The following is a 20,500-nucleotide window of genomic DNA, read 5'->3' as shown; positions in this document are numbered from 1 at the left end:
CTATGGCATTCAGACTATTTATGAGGAAAATATTGATAGGAATTTTCTTAGTGGCAGTAACAACTTTTACATTTCACAGCCGCTGCATGGCCCAGAGTATTCGAATAGCCCGCCCCACTCCTGAACAGCTGGCTTTCCAAAACATGGAGCTTGGAGTATTCATTCATTTCAGTATTGATACTTATGCACCACAAGGCGCAATTCAGGGCAGTACGCCTGCTTCAGCATTTAACCCTACCAACCTGGATGCTGAGCAGTGGGTGCTGGCGGCCAAGGCGCTGGGAGCGAAATATGTGGTACTTACCGCGAGACACGAACAAGGTTTTTGCATATGGCCTACAAGCACAACTGATTACAGTATAAAGTCAAGCCCATACAAGAACGGGAAAGGCGATATTGTCAGAGAATTTGTTGATGCGTGCAGAAAATATGGTTTAAAGGTGGGCTTGTATACCGCGCCGTGGATAGATTTACATTGGGAGGCAGTCCATACCGGTTATAAAGGCGGGGCAACGGGAAACATCGACAAACTTAATGATCAGGCTACATATGACCTCGCCCTCAAAAAAGAAAAGGAACAGCTGAGGGAGCTAATGACAAATTACGGGCCACTGGCTTTTATTTGGGATGATCATTTCGGACGTTCAGATGTACTGGACTCTATTCCCCACGGCGGCAAGTTCAGATCTTTTTATGCAATACTAACCAAATACGCCCATATGCTTCAGCCAAAGTGCCTGTTACTGGGTCGCGATGTTGAGCATGTTGGGAACGAAAATGGTTACGCCGGCTACCCGCTGTGGAACGCGCTTAATACTATTGACGGTACTGCTTACACCGTAAGCAAAACCTATAAGTGGGATCATGCTAACACAGGGTTGCCCCTTGGCAAATATTATCGCCCGCAACTCGCGCCTACCACGAATGGTTTCAGCACCGGTGGCTGGATGTGGGATGGCCCACGTAAACCAACGCTACTCAAGCAGCGCATGAAAGTATATTATCAAACCATAGGAAGAGGTTCAGGGCTGATCATTAATATGCCACCAGATCGTTCGGGCCTGATCCCTGCAGATCTTATTGCCGCAGCCAAAGCAACCGGAGACGAAATAAAACGACGTTTTTCTGCTCCCGTTGCAAAATCTAATTCACGGCAGCCGGCACAGACACTCGACTTCAATGGTACGAAGACCTTTAACCACGTCATCATGATGGAAGATCTCCAAAAGGGTCAGAAAATTGCCCGATATACATTGGAGGCAAAAATCGATGGTCAATGGAAACAAATTGCCGAAGGACAGACAATAGGACATAAACGGATCGAATCATTCCCAGATGTAACGGGCACAGCTTTAAGGTTCAAGGTCATCAATGATATCACCGAAGGTGCTATGATGTGCAGCATCTCCGTTTTTAATGTTACCAATGCCCGGTAGCGTGCAGGTTCATATCAGCAAACATCTGACAAAATAAGCTGCTGATATGAACCATTAGTTATTAAATATTCGACGCCTCACCACCCATTTTCCTATGCATGTAATTAATTTGCTTAATAACGTATAGGGTAATCATCGTTACTAATACAATTGTATTCAAGCACACAACTATCGTGCAATTAAGTTGATGAGGGGTGATGAGTTTCTGTCACACGTTAACCCGCCGTTATTTTCAAATAATTCGGTTACCTGTATACTGCTTCGCTGACGCTCATATATGCTATTTTGGGCCAGATCTTTCCTTCTACCCGGATGTGTGAAATAAAACAAATAGGCTTTGTTATTTGCACTGACCACAACATCACAATGACCGCCGATAACCCCGTCATCCTTTCCTTTCCCCGGTATGCCGAGTAAGTTGTTTTTTTGTCTTACCCAATTAACCAGGTCGTCCGAATTATAAACAGCCAGGCCTTTCCATATATCGGTAATCAACCAGTATTTCGACTTCCATTTAAATACCTTAGGCCCTTCACCCGGTTCATCGGAAACAGCTTTTCCCACTGCAGTCCAATGAAAAAGATCAGGACTGTCAGCGAAATATATCGATTTATGATCGGATTCGTTGTTGTACCAGATACGCCATTTTCCATCCGGTAACCTGATTACACAAGGGTCAATCACCCTATCGTTAACTAATTTGAGCGTTGCGTCGTATTTCCAATTTAACAGATTCTTACTTGTTAAATGAATAATGAGCCTCGGATGGTTCCAGTCATTAAACACGCCTGGAACGTAGGTAAGAAACATATGGTACAAACCACGAAAGTTTATAATCTCAGGTGCCCAAAAGGTATATCCGGAATCGGGGCGATATCCTATGTTGGCAGTATCCCGGTAAGTCCAGGTGGCCCCCCTGTCGACTGACTCTGCAATTCCGATCCGGGTTCCGTGCACCCAGGCAACCCCGCCTATAGCAGTGTCCTTAGCGCGACGGTTCGTGTAAAACATAAACCATTTCCGTTCGCGACGGTTCCATATCACAGCGGGATCCGCAGCCCCATCATATACCGGATCCCGGTATAACGGTTTTGGAGCATGCTTCGCTACTGATAATTGCTGGGCAGGAGCAATTTCATGAAGTACAGCTATCAAAAAAAGAGCAAGAAATATGCGGTGAAAATTCTGGTAATTCATTCGTTAAATGATATTCTTTTAAGTGTTAGTAGTTACTACAAAAGAATAAAAAAACAGAGCGCCGGATGAGCTCATTCTGATATAAAATACGTTCTTATTGCTTAATTATCTTTCAGTTAACCCCGCATATCAATCCCCCCCGCCCGATGCTTTTGAATTCATTCTAAGAAGAAAGGCCGCAGAACTACGTTTCACCAATTACGACATTTTCCTGGCACCATGTTTTTAGTGCAAGTAAAGGCTAATACCCATATCGTTAATTTGTGAAAAATCTGGCTTGTTACTTAGTCGCGCGGGATTTGAATATGATGTTATCTGCGTGTTCACTAATAAAAATTCTGCCCATGTCAGATGTCTTATAATATACCGGCTTGCCAGCCATGTCATCAGCTATTACCAAACCGTTGATTGAAAGGTTTTCGAAAGTAACATTTCTGATGTTCCTGGTTTCGTTATAACCGGCGATAACCGATAAATTAGCATGGCTGCCATTATATCGTATATTTTTAAAAAGTACGTTCCGTATTCCAAAACCAGCCGCGGTATTATATTTATGGTTAAACATCACTCTTAAATTAAGAAGCTGCCCCTCCCTGAAATCCTCTATTCGGATATCCTCGAAGCTCACCTCCTCTATAAGATTGCTATCCCCTGCGTTCAGGGCCAAACATCCTTGGTAATCAACCTGATGCTCGTGTTGCTCCAGTATATCGATATTTTTAAATGAAAGTTTTCGGAGCGTATCCGGATGCTCCGGATCACCATGTGTTCCTGCCAGGATCGGATGGGCGATATCTGCCCAGAGTACCGCGTTTTTCACTGAAACATTATCCACATTGCCATAAAAGTTCCACCGATGTCCATACAATGCGATACAATCATCAGAATTTCTCATAAAAATATTATTGATCGCGACGTTAGAACTGCAAAATACATCTATACCATCCGCATTTCCCTCAAAGCTAATAGATTTGAAATTGCTTATGTTAACCTTGTTAACCTGGCCCATGCAAATGCTGTACTTATGTGGAAGTACAGTAATCCCCTCTACTTCAATGTCGCTTGAATAATTTATAGTCAGCTGATCATTTCTGGACTTTGCCGCGCCTTGTCTGCTTTGGGTAACTTTGTTTCCGGCAACGGGAAGCTGGGTAAGTATTCCGCGGCCGGTGACGCGGACATGTTGAACCTTGTTGATTAAGATCTGTCCCTGAACAATTGCACCGCCGGCTATATAAACGGTTTGGTTTGATTTTGGTTTAATTATCCCAGCCACATGTATACCGGGGCCAAAATAGATTACGTTTGTATCTAAAGTTGAGGGTTTTGTGATTTCTAACGGATTGCCGAATAGTTGCAGGTTATGAAAAATATCCCCATTTACTTCAACGGAAATGTATTTCGGCTCCTTAAGTAAAAATGTGAGGTTTTTTTTATTATGTTTTGGGATAATACCGAACCCTACAGGCCTTATCCTTGCATTTTCGATAGGCCCCCTGTTGTAAGTAACAGCGACCTCAACTTCGCCGGAAAAATCAAAATACGCAAATGACGTTTTTTTAAATTCGCTTTTCATGTTTACAACATCTGCAACAGTGGCGGCATAAACTGGTACCGATTGCCAGGGTCCTGATTTTTGCCTTACTTTCACGGTATAGTCAGTATTCAGACCGGCACCGGTTGGGGCGGTATAAGTAATTAATTGTGCTTTTAGTTGGTTGAAAATTGACACCATACACAACAACAGGGAAATCTTAAGTTTCATTAGGAATAATTGTTTAGATAGTTACAGCAAACATCCTTCGCCAGGTCATCACGGTTCTGTTCAGATCTGCCTTAATAGCACGATCCTGTAAGCCGGTTAATTCTGATCTGCCGGAAGGTTTTTAAAAATCAGGTAAAAAAAACGGACACGGAGGTGTCCCTTGGGTCAACAACAGGGGGGATTTTTATAAATCGGCTACTATTTAATGAAAACTATACATTGAAAGAGAAATGAGGCAGGCATTTGAATGAAAGGTCAAACGATTATTTACTTTGAGAGGTTTGTTTGCTAAAGCACATAAATCATTTTTTTTGATTTAAAAGGCTGTTACTAAGGCTAAAGCTCCTGTTGAAATTCTTCCTGTATACACGCACAAAATCGGAAGGGTTCATTTCAAAAAGTTTGAAAAATTGTTCCCTGAAGTACTTAATGTCCTGAAAACCTATCTGAAATGCTATTTCTTTAATTTGCAAGTCTGTAGAAATCATCAGTTCAGCGGCCTTTCTAAGCCTGATGTAGCGGATAAATTCGGTATTGGATAATCCGGAAATAGATTTTATTTTTCTGAATAATTTCGAACGGCTCATCCCAATTTCATCGGTAAACACCTTAATGGAAAAGTTATCATCTTCCAGATGATCTTCCACAATCCTGATACACCTGGAAAGAAATTCACTATACTCGGCCGGAATTTTAAAACTATGGTTGCGCAGGGTTATCTCATTAAAAAAGTAATCCTTTAAAGTTCCCCGCCCTTTTAACATACTTTTAATTCGGGCAACCAACAGTTCGCTTTCAAAAGGTTTGGTTATATAGTCGTCCGCTCCGCATTCTATCCCTTTCAGTTTAATTTCAGGTGAAGATGTTCCGGTAAGGAGGATGATGGGTATATGGCTAAATGTGGGCGATTCCTTCATTTTTGAGCAAAAATCCACACCACTTGTTCCTTTCATGATAACATCACAAACAATAATATCCGGTTCATTTTCCAATACAATTTTAAAGCCGCTTTCGGTATTGTCAGCTTCATAAACCGTGTACAAATCAACCAGTAACTGCCTTAGGTATTTCCGCATTTCCCGATCATCGTCTATCAGCAGAATAACCGGTTTTTCACTTACAATGTCACCTAATATCTCTTTGACATGCATCTTACTGGAAAAAGCTGCGGAATGATTTGGCACTGATGTATCAGCAATTAATTCCTGCAACAATGTCAATTGAGTTTTTGAAGCATTTTTTTCATCCGGGCAATCCGGATATAAATCATTTACCGGCAGTTTTAAAATAAAAACTGACCCTTTGCCCAAAACACTGCTGTAAGAAAGTGATCCATTTTGAATCTCCATATATTTTTTGGCCAAAAATAATCCAATGCCAAATCCGCTTTGGTCTGCCGTATGCCCGTCATTGGGAACGCGGTAAAATTTTTCAAATAACTTTTCTCCGGTTTCTGCCGGTATGCCATTACCGGTATCGCTAACCTGCATCCCCACAAGATCCTTGTTCTTAAACACTTTCAATTCAACAGCCCCGTATTCTGGCGTGTACTTAATGGCATTTGATAAAAGATTAAAAAGAACGATTTCGAGTTTTTCCCGATCAGCATAGGCCAGAATGTGCTCATCGCAGCTGAATGTATACTGAAGCTTTTTTTCTTTTACCTGGTTATTGAAACATAAAAACACCTCATGGCAAACTTCCTTCAAATTTAGCCAGGTTTGTTGCAGGTTCGGGATTTCACTTTCGGACGCCCTGAAAAGCAACAATTGGTCAACAAGGCTCAACAACCGCCTGGAGTTGCGATAGATAGAACTAATATCGATCAGGTCGGTGTCAGAACCGTTACTTTGGAGCAGATCCTTTATTGGATTCACAATTAAAGTTAATGGAGTTCTCAGTTCGTGAGAAATATTGGTAAAAAATGAAATCTTCTTTTCGTTTAATTCTTTCGTTAGTTTCACTTCATACTCCAGACGGGTTTGTTTACGATGGTAATACAGGTAGCCAAATATTGAAAATCCGGCAAAACCTAAGTACATCATATAAGCCCACCATGTTCTGAACCACGGAGGCAGCACGGTTATAGATATGGTTCTTTCCCTGGTATTCCAGATGCCGGAGGCATTAGTTGATTTTATCCTTAACAGGTAGTTGCCATCTCCAAGCCTGGAATAGTTAATACTGCGGGTTCCATTAACAAAGTTCCAGTTTTTATCTCTTCCTTCAAGCTTATAGGCATATTGGATTTTCTGAGGCTGCGAATACTCCAATGCTACATAATCAATTGATAAGATGGCTTTCTCGTAAGGCAATTCGATTTTTCCGGTTGTATAAATGCTTTCGTTATCCCTGATAAATCCATCCTGTGTGTTGGTGTTGCTATTGTCTATCCGGATACCCGTTATTTGTATGGCTGGAAAATCATAAAATTGTTTGATGCTGTCCGGAGCGAAAATTGAAAAACCTTTTATACCGCCAAAAAGCAGTTGCCCGTCGCTTAATTTCGTCGAAGCATTATAATAAAACTGATTCGACTGAAGGCCATCGGCCGTGTAAAAGTTTTCGATGTGTCCGGAACCTGGAATAAGTTTGGATAAACCGTTATAGGTACTTAACCAGATATTACCTGATTTATCCTCCTCAATATTCAAGACCTTATTATTGCATAAGCCCACATCCTCATTGTATTCTGTCAATTTTCCGGATATATTATCCCAGCAAAACAAACCACGTCCATAGGTTCCGATCCACAATTTCCCCGATCTGTCCATAAACAACGATCGTACCGCGGTTTTCAGGTTTATTTCGCTGAGGCTACCCGTTTTGAGATTGACATGCATTACCCCATTGAAGGTTCCAAGCCACAAACCGCCCTGTTGATCGTCAGTTATTGATAATACATCCCCAGGAACAGCAAAGGGTGCCGACACAAAGCGATTTAAATTTTGGTCAAATTTAAACAGTCTTTTTTTTTCGTTGAGCGGGCCAAGGCCGGTCAAACACGAAGCCCATATTTCATGTTGACGGTCTGCATAAAGTTTCCAGATAGCGTTGTGCCTGCCACCTTCAAAAACAACCGGTTCTAAGGTATTTGCGGATTCGTTATACCTGAAAATGCCATCTCCATAGGCCGACAACCAAATCCGATGCTGATCGTCCTTAATGATACTGGAAATATGGGAATTAACCGTGGTAGATCCATTTGAGATCCGAAATGGGTTATTCCTGAATGTATGGGTTTCTCTGTCCCATACACTTAATCCGCCTCCATCCGTTCCTATCCAAACGTTTTTGTTTTTGTCCTCACAAAAGGAAAAAGTAAAATCGTAAACGAGGCTATTCGAATTAAACTGGTTGTGTACAAAAGACTTAAATTGATTTTTTCCCTTATCTATAACATCTATACCACCGCGAAGCGTGCCGATCCATTTGCGGGAAAGTTCATCCACATAAATGGAGTATACCGCATTGCTGGAAAGAGAACCGGAATTACCCTGCTTGATCAGAGTATAGGATTCCACCTCGTCAGTTTTGATATCAGCTATTCCAAAACCATCAGTTGTTGCCCAAAGGTGATCGTTTTTATCGGTCACCATATCAGTAATCCAACAATTGTTCAATTCATTTTCTCTGAATTTGTATTTTCTGATCTCGTGACTGGAAACATTGTAATAATACAGCCCAAGCCTTGTGCCAAGCCAGATCCTTCCATGGTTGTCGTATCGGATACAGGAGATTGCCGGAACCGGCGCAGACACAGGAATGACTACATTCAACCTGGCGTTATAAATACAAAGCCCGATCTTGTCAACAGCTATAATGCATGTACCAGATCCCAAAAAGGTGATCGCATTCACCGTGTAATTATAATTTTTTTGCCTGGATGAAATAACCAGCGGTATAACACTCGCAACCCGCGTTTTAATTGAATAAACCGACAAGCCGAAATTAGCTGAACCGATCAGGATGTTGCCCGCCATGTCCTGCTTTATGGCGTATATCCAGCTAGCCAGTATACCCCGCCTATTAAGGCTGTCTGCAATCAGTACTCTCGAAAACTTCATTGTTCTACTGTCCAAAACCCCCACGCCGGTGGGCGTCCCGGCCCAGATATTTCCATCCCTGTCTGAGGTTACTGTGTTTATGATGTCATTGGGCAAGGAATGAACATCGTTAAATTTGTTTCTGAATACCTTAAAGGAATTACCATCATATCGATTTAACCCATCAAGCGTACCAAACCACATAAACCCCAGCTTATCTTTATGTATGGATGTAACCGTATTATTCGACAATCCCTGTTCAATACCGATAAAACTAAAACTCTGCCCCATAGCCGGCAGTTTCATGAAAACCATTACCAAGATCAGAACATATAATTTACGTGACTCCATGCTGCGGGATTAATTAGCGGGATATTAAACCATTGCACCCGGAGCGGCAATATCCGGACAAACACGTTTTTTCCATTACTTTGAATTTACAAATAGTTGCTGTTTTAAGCTAATTGGTTACAGCACGAATTTAATATTTAAATGCCGATATCAATATTTTTTGAGGTAAGTTTCTATTTATCTTGAATTGATACGATGTGCCTGGTAATTATAAAATATCAAGGAACTGAACTTCAGTCCCTTGATATTTTAATAGAATCTTTTAAGAGTTGATTGACTGTCAATCACTACCAACCAGGGTTTTGTGTTAATTGGGGGTTTAAAGATATTTGCTGCGCAGGGATCGGGTACAAATAGTTCTTTTCACTGAACTGCCTTGCGGTTTGATCCAATATCAGACAACCATTTAAATCCAATGGGTTAGTGGGTCGGGGATTGATAGGGTTAGGACCAATGTCGGCCTGTGTACCGGTAAATTTTATCCCAACAGGCCATGGGCTGACAAAACCAGGCGCATTTCCATATGCGCTGCCCCCAACGTTGGTAATAAGATCGCTTGCCGCGCTATGCCAGCGCTTGATGTCGTCCAGCCTGAAATCTTCATCAAATAACTCTATAGTTCTTTCCCTCCTGATTTCAGTGCGCATATCCAGGCCGTTAGCACCTACCAACACATTGCTTAAAGGTGGCATGCCATTTCCCCTATTCACTCTTAAACGCACCAAATTAAGCGATTTATTCAGATCGCCATCACCAATCTGACCATTACGTTCATATACCGCTTCCGCATAGTTCAGTAACACCTCGGCGTAGCGTATTACCGGGTAATCTTCCGATTCGAACCTGTCGGCCACATTCCGCTCGGATATCCACTTCTGACTACCATAGCCAATCCCTGGTACACCGGTTTCGGCTGTAGCATAATCTGCCGCATCATTGGTCCAGTTTACCCTCGCGTTAAGAGACCCGAACCAGTACTTATGTCCGGCGATTTTGAGCGTATACCGCATCCTGTTATCCCTGTCCTGAAATTCCGATTCATAAGTTTGAAATCCTTTAAAGAGTGGAGATTTTTCAATCGGAAGGCCATCCCTGCACAAAAACATATTTGCATATTTTCTATCTACGCCTGTTCCATTATGAGCCGATCTTGAAATGTTTACTCCTGAAACCTTCACCACATCATCATATCTTACTGCTAATATATATTCATGGTTGGCGGCTTTTGTAACAGCGGCAGGGTTTGATTTTGGGTTTTCGAGTATGAAAAGGTACTTCTGGGCAGAATCGCCTAAAATGGAACTGTTACCGCCAAGTGCGTCGGAAGCCGGTGTTCCGAACAGCGCAAACTGGTTACTGGCAATTACAGCTGATGAGGCAGCTATAGCTTTGTCAAATAAACCGTTATATCTTGTTGCATCACCACTCCTTGATTTTTGCCAGGTTCCTTCATATAGTGTAACCCTGCTTAAAAAGGCCTGAGCAGCCATTTGTGTAACTCTGCCGTAATCAGCAGAGTTTGCAGCCACCGATACCGGCAAATCAGGAATTGCAGCCTGTAAATCAGCTACGATCTGGTCTGCAACTTCGTCACGGCCGGCCCTTGCTCCAAATAATTCAGCAGAGTTGGGATCAAGCAGTTTCAGGATCAATGGTACACCTCCATACTGCTGAAGCAGATCGAAATAAGCATAAGCCCGGAAAAACTTTGCTTCAGCAACGTATTGTGCTATTGTTGCCGGAGCAGCAAAATCTGCCGCTTTATCAAGCAGGTAATTTGTTGCGCGTATGCGCGCGTAATCGGTTGTCCAATTACCTGAATTACCTAATCCCGGCTCTGTTGCTGGTATACTGTTTGTGCCTGCACCATAGCTGCCCCCACCACTGGCATAGTCAGCACGGCCATCAGAATGAGGGTTATCTGTTACGCCCTGTAACGTAGAAAAATTCTTGAGATAACCATAGTATTGATTTGCAAAGGTTTTGAAATCATTCGGAGTTTTAAAAAACGCCGCATCAGACAGCTGATCTTTGGGAAGTAAGTTTAAAGATTTATTACAACTTAAAACCCAAAAGGATAATAGTATAAAAAGAAGTACCGGTTTATATATCTTATATTGCTTTTTCATTTTCTTAGTCATTAAAATTAAAAGTTCACGTTTACGCCAAGAGTTACATAGCGGTAAAAAGGGAATCGTTCATTACCTGATACCGTCCGCGTCACTTCGGGATCCCAGCCGTCATGAATGGCCGTGATCTCTGTCAGATCGCTTCCTGAAGCATAAATCCGAAGGCCTTTAATTGCATTTGTTTTGGACAGGAAAGATTTGGGAAACGTATAACCGATAACCAGGTTTTTTAAGCGGGCATACGCGCCATTTTGAACCGACCAGCTTGAGGGTTGAAAATTATAGATGTTAATACCATTATTTAAGGCCGAGTGCAAGTTCGGATAATAAGCACCCGGTGTAGTTGGTGACCATGTATTACCAATATACTGGCTTGATTGCCCCTGGAAGATTGACTTAAACGGAACAACCATATTTCCTGTACGATAAATGGTCCGCTTTGCAACTCCCTGGATAATGGCTAAAAAATCAAACCCATTCCATTGCAATCCCAGATTAAGTCCAAACGAATAACGGGGATCGTTAGAACCGAGATAAACGAGATCGCCGGGGTTTGAGGTACTTGTTCCTATGCTCAATTTGCCGTCGCCATTCACGTCTTTGAAAGAATTATCGCCCGGGCGGACACCGGAAACCTGCCCTGCAGGATTCGCGAGAGGCGTAGGGACGGGCAGGCCGATATTATTTGTGCTCCCCGTTGGGGCAAATTTGGCATTATACGCATCAACTTGTGCCTGGGTTTGAAGCCGGCCATCGTATTTAAGTCCAAAAAACGAATTTAATGGATACCCTTCTACTGTTGCATTAAAACCTGATGCCAAAACGCTGGCCCCACCATAATGAACAAGTTTATTTTGATTATCGGTAATGGTTCCCCCAATGCTGTATGAAACGCTTCCAACTTTTGATCTCCAGGTAAGGCTTCCCTCATACCCCCAAGTTTTCAAATCCCCGATATTCTGTGCCGGAGCAGCTGCGCCCAGTACGCCTGGATAGGTCTGGCCGAGCAGCATATTTGAATTTTCGTTACGGTAGTAATCAAAGGTACCGGTGAGGCGGTTATTAAAAAAGCTAAATTCGACGCCTATATTTTTCTTTTTCGCGGTTTCCCAGGTTCGGTTTAATGACACCAATGCCCCGGACGTTGTTACAGTTGTAGGTGTACCCGTACCTATCAATGAACCAAGCTGGCTGGTGGATAATGATTGTATATAATCATATAAGCCTATTCCGCCCTGGTTACCAGCTGTTCCGTAGGATGCCTTAAGTTTCAAATCGCTGAAAATGTTCTGTGATTTCATAAAAGCTTCTTCAGTGATATGCCAGGCAGCCTGCGCACCACCAAAAAGCCTCCATCTTTTATCAGCTATAAATCTTGAAGACCCATCGTAACGACCGGTAACCTCAAAAAGATATTTTCCTTTATAATCATAGTTAGCCCTTCCAAAATAGGAGCCCAGAGCGTAATGGTTCTGTGTTTCACCATTTGTGATAAAGCCGGCAGTTCCATTACTTAAACCCAGGTTTAGCGATGGAATATTATCATTACTTAAATTATAGGTACGGGTTACAAAGCTGTTAAATTCATCTCTTTCATAAGAAGCTCCAAGCATTATCCCAATATTATGAACCTGGTTGAATGTATTGGTGTAATTAACCCTCGAAATAAGGTTATAATAAGGATCTGTTGTATTACCTCTCTGGTAATACGCGCTGTTATTATCTGCTCCGCCCGCGACAGGCAGGGTCTGAACATTAACATCGCCTGCATAATTATAATATTTAACCTGCTTCTGCTGGATACGGCTATCTTGAAACCAGTTACTATAACCTGCAGTTGCAGTAAAGCTGAGATGTTTTGCAAAATCATATGTAAAATTGGCATTTAGGAGCGCCCTTGTATTTGTTTCAATGTTTGATCCGCCATCGCGGTCGGCGCCAGCTGCACTGAAAACTGTTCCCCAGGCATAAGGTTGCCCTTGAGCATTAAATGCGGGCATACCCGGCTGCGCATATTCACTCAGGGAACCGTATTGGCCGAAACTATACAAAGTTGGCTGGAGTATGGTTTGTCTTTCCAGTGAAACATTGGTTTCGAGCTTCACTTTACTGCTAAAAGTATAATCGTTATTAAACCTGATATTATACCGCTTGTTACCGTTTGTGCCCCACCTTAACTGGCTGCCATCGTTTAAATAGCCAAGCGAAACGCGGTAACCTTCCTTATCGTTTCTATTTGCAAAACTCAGGTTATGTTGGGTTGAGGTTGCATTTTGCCATAAGATTTTTTGCTGGTTGACGTCAAAAAACGTAAAATCTTTGACATCATTAAACGGAGGCAGCGGCACGCCATTATACGGCGTGGTGCCTACGGTACCCGTGTAGCCCGGCAATTTTGCAATATCGATGTAGCCAGCGGCCGGCGGATTAGTAGCCAGCAATGCCAATTGATACCAGATATAGCCAGTTGGGGCAATTCCATAACTGTCATTGGTGAGCGCCTGCATTAGGCCCTCACCCCATTGCCGGCTATTGATAAGTGTTGGTTGAAGCCCAAGCAATTTTTTAGAAACAGATCCGTCGTATTGAATAACCAGTCCCCCCTTTTTCGCTTTCTTGGTTGTGATCAAAACAACGCCAAAAGCAGCGCGCGATCCATAAATAGATGCCGATGCATCCTTCAGTACTGAAATATTATCAATATCATTAGGGTTAATAGAATTCAATTCGGCATTATTGTTCAGGGCTACACCATCTAATATTACCAACGGGTCCTGTCCGTTGGTAGATGTAGCGCCGCGAATCTGGAAGTTCCAGTTTTCACGCCCGGGCTGAGCTGAGGATCTTGTAACAATTACACCGGGTAACTGCCCCTGAAGCGCTTCGAGTGGATTATTGACAGGCCCTCTGTCTTCAAAAACTTTTGAACTTACTGTTGCGACCGCGCCTGTCAGGGAAGCTTTTCTTTGTGTACCGTAACCAACTACGACCACCTCATTCAGATCACTGCTGTTTGCTGTTAATGCAATAGCTAAAGGGCCGCCAGCATCGGCGGTCACTTCGCGGGTTAAATAGCCAATGTAACTGATTTGGAGAATAGCACTCCGGGAAACACTGATTTGAAATTGGCCTTTTGCATCTGAAACCGTGCCGGCCGATGTGCCTTTAACTTTAACTGAGGCACCTATAATCGTCTGCTGTGTTTTAGCATCAAAAACTTTGCCGCTGATGGTTGTATTCTGTGCAGAAGCCATCAGAGAAAATAAACACCAGGAAAACAAGGTCAGCACCCCAGGTCTTCCTTTCAAAAGTAAAGTAGCAATACTCATAATTTAAAATGATTAATAATTAAAATTTGGTTTCCTAAAACGGTTTAATAAGATGAAATGAAAGGGTCATATCATCCCTGATGGTTATAATCTGGTTCAAAAGTATGGAGAGACAGATATTTTAGGGGGGCCTAAAAGGTCAAACGAAGGTGGGATAATTTACAATCTTCATTATTTTTCCAAAAATTGTAGCATAACGCTCCTTATCTGCTTGCCACCGGGCAAGTATTGAAAATTATCCGTAAATCATAAAGTATTAGTCCTTGCGGGAGGATCACTATCGTTAAGGATATCGTATTTTCAGGTTTGAATTAAATATGGCCCTACCGCCGGGAGACGACAGTAAGGGCCACTAACCAATTGAAAGAAGAGTAAAATTAGCCTTGAACAATATTCATAATTTCATATTACGAAGATAATGACCGATTAATAAAGCGGAGGGGGACAGCAACCCAAATAGAGGGGAATAAATCCACTAAATCTAAATGATACACGCTTTGTTAAAATTCCAGATGGCTTGCCTATCACCAAGGCAATGCGGCTTTCATTCATGGGTATTTTTACGCGGCTGTGAAGATTCTCTTATTTGTAACGCGGTTTTAAGCAGCACATTTTGGGCGGTAGTTTTAAAACCTTTGTTGGTGAGTGACATCAGAATTAATTTAACAGCTTGCGTTGAGATTTCGCTAATTGGTTGGGCTATAGCTGTAATTGAGGGTGTAAATAACCGAAAGAGCTTATCATCATCAAAAACAATTACGCCTAAGTCATCGGGTATCCTGAGATTAAGATTGCGGATTGCTTCCAAACCGCTTTCAGCCAAATAATTAGTTGTAAAAAAAACCGCGTCAATATGCGAATTTTCGATAAAAAAGTTCTGCAGGATGCTAATGTTATCGGCAACAGCATCGTGATAAACTACACTTTTGATAATGTATTGTTTATTCACCTCATCCATTACCGTTTGGTAGCCACGGTGCCTTTCCACCATTTGAATCTGCTCTGAAATTAGCGATATCATCGCTATGTTTTCATAGCCATTATTGATAAGATGCTTAATCCCGTTATAGCTGCTTTGAAAATTATCTACCAAAACATTATCAACTTTAAGCGTTGGAAGTGTCCTGTCAAACAAAACTACTGCCAGGCCGTCATCCAAAAGTTCACTAATTTCAGGTTCGATGCAGGGGGGCGGAGCTATTATGTAACCATCTACCTGCCGGCGGCGAAATACCTGAATGAGGTCCCTTGCGCGCTGAGAATCATTTTCCGTACTGCTAAATAGTATTTTGTAGCCCTTTGTATAAGCTATCTCTTCAACTACACGGGCTATGGACGAGAAAAAAGGGTCTGAAATATCCTCCACCATCATCGCTATCGTTTTTGTCTTTCCTGTTCTTAATCCACGGGCCGAAACATTGGGAATATAATTGATATGTTCCAGGTGCTGCAGTATCTTTTTTTGGGTTTGTTCACTAATCCCCATTTCTCTTCCTTTCCCATTCAATACAAAAGAGATCGCAGTTTTTGAAAGCTTCAGTTCGTTTGCTATTTCACTTATGGTGATCTGTTTTTTCATCCTGCTTATATTTCCCTCAAATTTTGATAGTTATTAATCACATAAATTACCGGTCCCTTACCCTCTTATTCCTTTCGAAGACCAAACAAATACAGCTGTCTTGATTCACCCCCATTTGATGCCAGGGAGCCCGCAGCTAAATGCAGCTTTGCAAATTCGTTTAAAGCATATGATAAAAAGGGGGGTGATAAGATCAAACAGAGGGGGGAATAATTATCACAGTTGTCGATATGTAAAAAATCTGGTGAGCTGTTAGTATGCATGCAAATGGCTGAACAAGGATGCGGACAATCTCATCAGGCAACTGCCATAAGTGCTTTATCAATTTAATGTTACACCTATGCCAACCAAACCCGGTAATTTCGATCAATCTGAACTCGATTTATACCTAAAATAGCGTATAGGATTTGACGGGGCTGTTCATCTTTGTAACGATCAATAAAGCTAAAAACAATCCATATACCTTAAGAAATTTAAAGTCATGCTAAGCCAATGGTTTAAAGTAAACGCAAATTTCATTGCCTTTTTCTTTGGGCTTTCCTGTTGTGTAATCCCTTCAACATCATCTCCAAAACACACCATTTCAAACGGAATGATCGTTGCTGACCTATATCTGGTTGATCCGGAAAATGGATACTACTGCGGTACACGTTTTGACTGGGCCGGAGTTTTTTCAGGACTTCGTTATAAAGGGCATACCTTTTTCGGGCAATGGTCAACCGCTTATGCTGCAACAAATAACGATGCTGTAATCGGCCCGGTTGAGTCTTTTAGTCCTATAGGCTATAATGATGCAAAACAGGGAAAAACCTTTGTGGTCATAGGCGTGGGCGTTTTGCGAAAAAAATCTGACACACCATATAAGCCGAAAGAACTTTACAAAATTGTAGATGGTGGCATATGGACAGTTAGGAGAGGAAAAAATGCCATAGTTTATCAACATACACTGCATGATGCATCCGGATATGCATACCTGTACACGAAAACCGTAAGCTTGATAAGAGGGGAGCCCAAAATGGTTTTAAAACACAGCCTGAAAAATATTGGCAAAAGGCCGATAGTAACCGATGTATTTGACCATAATTTCCCGGTAATCGATAATCAGCCTACGGGTCCTGCTATAAAAATAAAATTTCGTGGAAATGTGAAGGCAACAGGTAAATGGTGGGGCACAAATGCCGTTATCCATGGTAACACTCTTAGCTTTCTGAAGGTATTGCAAGGCAATGAGTGGTTACAGTGCGATAGCCTGACTGGTTTTGGAAACGATGCGCTGGACTACGATTTCAAAATGGAAAACCACCAGACAGGTGCAGGCATAAGGGCAACTTCGGATCAGCCTTTAAAAAAGGTTGTTTTTTGGGCTTGCGCTACTACTGCCTGCCCGGAACCGTATATAAAAATCACTGTTGCACCAGGTCAAACCCTGAACTGGACTATAACCTATGAGTTTTATACGTTTACGCCTGATGCAAACTGATCTGTGAAATGTGATATTAGGCATTAATGAGGCTCCCCTATTTAAAGGAGATCATCATCTAATATCCCCCCTCCTTTTGGCCTGCCAGTCCCCCTGCTTATATAGGGTCTTCATCTATATTTGCTACCGGGTTATCAACAAATTCTGTCTGTTATACTTGAACAACCTATTTACATGATCAACCAATTATTCCCTATGTTAATTTTAAATATTAAAAAACCAATCTCCTTGCTTTCGTTTTTGTTATTCGCGTTCTCAGGTTACGCTCAGCAAATGGGTACGGACGAACAAAAATCTATGGAAAAGAGTAACGCCGCTTTTAAGTCTTTCAAAGGCGGGGTAACCGGTTTAAAAGGTCCCGGGCTCAATCTGTCTTCAGAAAAAATGCAATGGTGGGAAGATGCAAAGTTTGGCATGTTCATTCATTGGGGTTTATACGCTATTCCGGCTACAGGCGAGTGGACGATGTTCAATCAAAAAATACCGGCCGAAACATATGCGAAACTGGCTGATCAATTCAATCCCAAATCATTTAATGCATCTGATTGGGCTCAAATAGCTAAAAGTTCCGGAATGAAATATATGGTTATGGTCGCGAGGCATCATGATGGCTTCGCCATGTGGAACAGTCCTTCAAGCTACCGGCACTTCAATACGATGGAAACAGCCGCACACTGTGATTTTGTAGCGGGATATACTGCGGCATGTAGAAAAGCCGGCCTGGGCGTAGGCATATACTATTCACCTATGGATTGGCGCTTTCCAGGATATTTTGATCCAAAGGGACTGCCAGAAAGTGCTGCCGCAATGAAAGAACAGGCATATGGCCAGGTAGAAGAACTTATGAAAAATTACGGCAAGATAGACATATTGTGGTATGATGGTGGCTGGTTGGCACACAAAGGAGGCGACGCTGATGCGGCGTGGCTTTGGGAACCGCTTAAACTAAATGCGATGGTTCGCAAATATCAGCCGGATGTAGTGATCAACCCGCGGTCGGGCATGTTTGGCGATTTCCAGGTAAATGAAGGTCCTGCGGAGGTAAAAGGCCCGATCATTGACATACCCTGGGAAAAATGCTTAAATCTAAATGGTTCAAGCTGGGGTTTTAATAAAACCCAGCAGCTCATGTCGCTGAAAAGTATCATCCAAATGCTGGTGAATGTCGTTGATCGCGGAGGGAATATGCTTTTAAATGTCGGGCCGAATCAGGACGGTGTGATCCCATCCTCGCATGCAGCCCGTTTGAAAGAAGTAGGCAACTGGTTAAAGATAAATGGTGAAAGCATATATGCTACAAGACCCGGACCTTTCCAACCAATCGATAGCCTGTACGGAAGTACCCATAAAGAAAAGATAATCTATGTGCACCTGCTCAATTCTGCTTCGATAACCGCAACGCTCAGTTTACCTGCCGTAGAAAGCAAAATACTATCTTGTACTATCCTTGGTGGCGGGAAAGTAAAATTCAAACAAAACCGAGAAGGCGTTACGTTAAAAATAAATACAGATCAACTGAACCCCGCTGTGACCACGTTTGCGCTGAAACTAAAATAACAGCTGCGCGGATGGTGATCAGCGATGTGTTTCCAAACTTCGATGTGATAGAAAATCAAAAGCCGGATATAAAATCCAGCTTTTGAACACATTTTCGAATTACCTTTTTACCAGGTATAGGGTGGAGCAACAACAGTTTGTGATGAGTTGCAATAAAACAAACTGCCATATCCCACTTCATCGGTAATAGTGGCTGTTTGACCTTCATTTACATGGCTCCCGATCACCTGCTCAGTGTAAGGCATACTTAAACCACGATACCGGTGGTAATAATTATAAGCCATATACCAGATGGGCCGGTAATTGCCACGGTTGGCAGTAGAAATAGCTGTAATGGGCGGTGTTACCGCCCAGATTGGCGTTGCGGGGGTAACTGAAGTCCAGGTCACACTGTTGCCAAGATTATATTTAGCAACGTATTCCATTGCCTTGCCAATTACACCGCTTCTTGCATCGTACAAAGCCGTGCTTCCCTGGTTATATGCCATTTGTGCCCATTCCAAAAAGCTGGCCAGGTTCAGTTGCGCATAATACTGGTCGCGTCCGCACTCAACCGGCTGACCTGTTGACAGAAATGCGGTTACATTTGTGCCGTTATCGGCACCGTTTGCAGCGGTTCTGCTGAAATATTCGAGCGATAAGTCATAGGCAGTTTGATTTTCACAGAATATTCCGTAGGCCATAATAAATTTGCCCGCGCTCGAACCCCATGACGGCCATCCACTAACTACAAACGGGTTAGTTTTGCCATTTGCCGTTGCATAAGTTGCGTAATAGTTATAAAAAATGGTAAAAAGATTTTTAGCGTTTGTTTTTTTTACCGATGTAAAACCCGGGTAATTATAAATCAGGTCGGCACCGTAAATCATAAAATGCAGACCATACCCGTTACATAATTGCCAGTCATTATCGGGATATTGAATGGATGTGCATGTTGATGTCCAGGCATCCAAAAGTTGAACCACCTTATCGGCGTATTGGCTTTGTCCTGTCATGTTCCACATTACGCCATTAACAAACATTGCCATAGCATCATTTTCATAATCAGCCTTGTACAAGTTCCTGCCAACCTGGGCATGCGCATGGGCGGTGTAAGCACTTGATAAAAAGGATGCATAATTAGATTGAAAGTTGGCAAAGGTTGTTTTCCATGGCTCAACATTGGCAATTGCCTGCGCATACGCGTATTGCAATTGCGGCTTGGTAAGTACGGTTCCCGGGTGCACGAAAGTCATTAACGTGGTTTTCAATTTGCCGTCATTGTGTCCGGCGGGCTGTTCAACTGTCTGATTTTTCACTTTAGCGCAGCCGGTAAATAAAACGAACACAATACCGGCATAAAACAATTTTTTTTTCATAATCTGGTTAAAATTTAATTGGTAAATAATTGCTCATGACAAATAGCGCATACCACATTCGGCTGCTGCGGCTAATAAAAAGGCAATAGCAATCCTACAGACGCCCGAAATGGGTACTTCACTATTTTTACATCAGCTTTGGTTTTTTACTGGAATTGGCCGTCCAGTTTTCAAGGTATAAGATGGGCTCATACCATAACGGTAAACAATCAGCCAGACTGGCTATCGGTTCCGGTTTTTACTTAATTTCTCATTTTTACATAGGCATTGGTT

10 protein-coding genes are annotated in these 20,500 nt (G+C 42.3%); 3 read left to right on the top strand and 7 right to left on the bottom strand.

All coding sequences use genetic code 11. From position 1 onward, the window contains the following. Window positions 1–2 precede the first annotated feature (2 nt). On the top strand, window positions 3–1,436 hold the full coding sequence (locus BMX50_RS18620) for an alpha-L-fucosidase (protein ID WP_091212053.1): 1,434 nt from the start codon (window positions 3–5) through the stop codon (window positions 1,434–1,436). 168 nt (window positions 1,437–1,604) lie between these two features. Here the strand turns inward: BMX50_RS18620 and BMX50_RS18615 are convergent, their stop codons facing one another. The 6 genes from BMX50_RS18615 to BMX50_RS18590 form a co-directional block, all read right to left on the bottom strand. Beyond that, on the bottom strand, window positions 1,605–2,633 hold the full coding sequence (locus BMX50_RS18615; RefSeq protein ID WP_208864744.1) for a glycoside hydrolase family protein: 1,029 nt from the start codon (window positions 2,631–2,633) through the stop codon (window positions 1,605–1,607). 280 nt (window positions 2,634–2,913) lie between these two features. Continuing rightward, entirely contained in the window at window positions 2,914–4,398 is a 1,485-nt protein-coding gene (locus tag BMX50_RS18610; protein ID WP_091212052.1) for a glycosyl hydrolase family 28 protein, read from the bottom strand. Between the two features lie 302 nt (window positions 4,399–4,700). Next, complete coding sequence (locus BMX50_RS18605; RefSeq protein ID WP_091212051.1) at window positions 4,701–8,795, bottom strand: hybrid sensor histidine kinase/response regulator; 4,095 nt, start codon at window positions 8,793–8,795, stop codon at window positions 4,701–4,703. A 287-nt stretch (window positions 8,796–9,082) separates the two neighbouring features. After that, window positions 9,083–10,924, bottom strand: a complete 1,842-nt coding sequence (locus tag BMX50_RS18600) for a RagB/SusD family nutrient uptake outer membrane protein (protein WP_091212050.1) — start codon at window positions 10,922–10,924, stop codon at window positions 9,083–9,085. A gap of 17 nt (window positions 10,925–10,941) precedes the next feature. Next, window positions 10,942–14,253 (bottom strand): SusC/RagA family TonB-linked outer membrane protein, encoded by a 3,312-nt coding sequence (locus BMX50_RS18595; RefSeq protein WP_091212049.1) that lies wholly within the window; start codon window positions 14,251–14,253, stop codon window positions 10,942–10,944. Between the two features lie 544 nt (window positions 14,254–14,797). Further along, window positions 14,798–15,832: a LacI family DNA-binding transcriptional regulator gene (locus BMX50_RS18590; RefSeq protein ID WP_091212048.1), complete on the bottom strand. Its 1,035-nt coding sequence runs from the start codon at window positions 15,830–15,832 to the stop codon at window positions 14,798–14,800. Window positions 15,833–16,313: 481 nt separating this feature from the next. Between BMX50_RS18590 and BMX50_RS18585 the strand changes: the two genes are divergently transcribed. Beyond that, on the top strand, window positions 16,314–17,312 hold the full coding sequence (locus BMX50_RS18585; RefSeq protein WP_091212047.1) for a hypothetical protein: 999 nt from the start codon (window positions 16,314–16,316) through the stop codon (window positions 17,310–17,312). Between the two features lie 195 nt (window positions 17,313–17,507). Then, window positions 17,508–18,869: an alpha-L-fucosidase gene (locus BMX50_RS18580; RefSeq protein ID WP_167668008.1), complete on the top strand. Its 1,362-nt coding sequence runs from the start codon at window positions 17,508–17,510 to the stop codon at window positions 18,867–18,869. Between the two features lie 107 nt (window positions 18,870–18,976). Here the strand turns inward: BMX50_RS18580 and BMX50_RS18575 are convergent, their stop codons facing one another. Further along, complete coding sequence (locus BMX50_RS18575; RefSeq protein ID WP_091212045.1) at window positions 18,977–20,227, bottom strand: alginate lyase family protein; 1,251 nt, start codon at window positions 20,225–20,227, stop codon at window positions 18,977–18,979. Between the last annotated feature and the right edge of the window lie 273 nt (window positions 20,228–20,500).

This window comes from Mucilaginibacter gossypiicola (assembly GCF_900110105.1).
GTDB classification, from domain to species: Bacteria; Bacteroidota; Bacteroidia; order Sphingobacteriales; family Sphingobacteriaceae; genus Mucilaginibacter; species Mucilaginibacter gossypiicola.
This window is presented reverse-complemented; position numbering and strand designations above follow the sequence as displayed.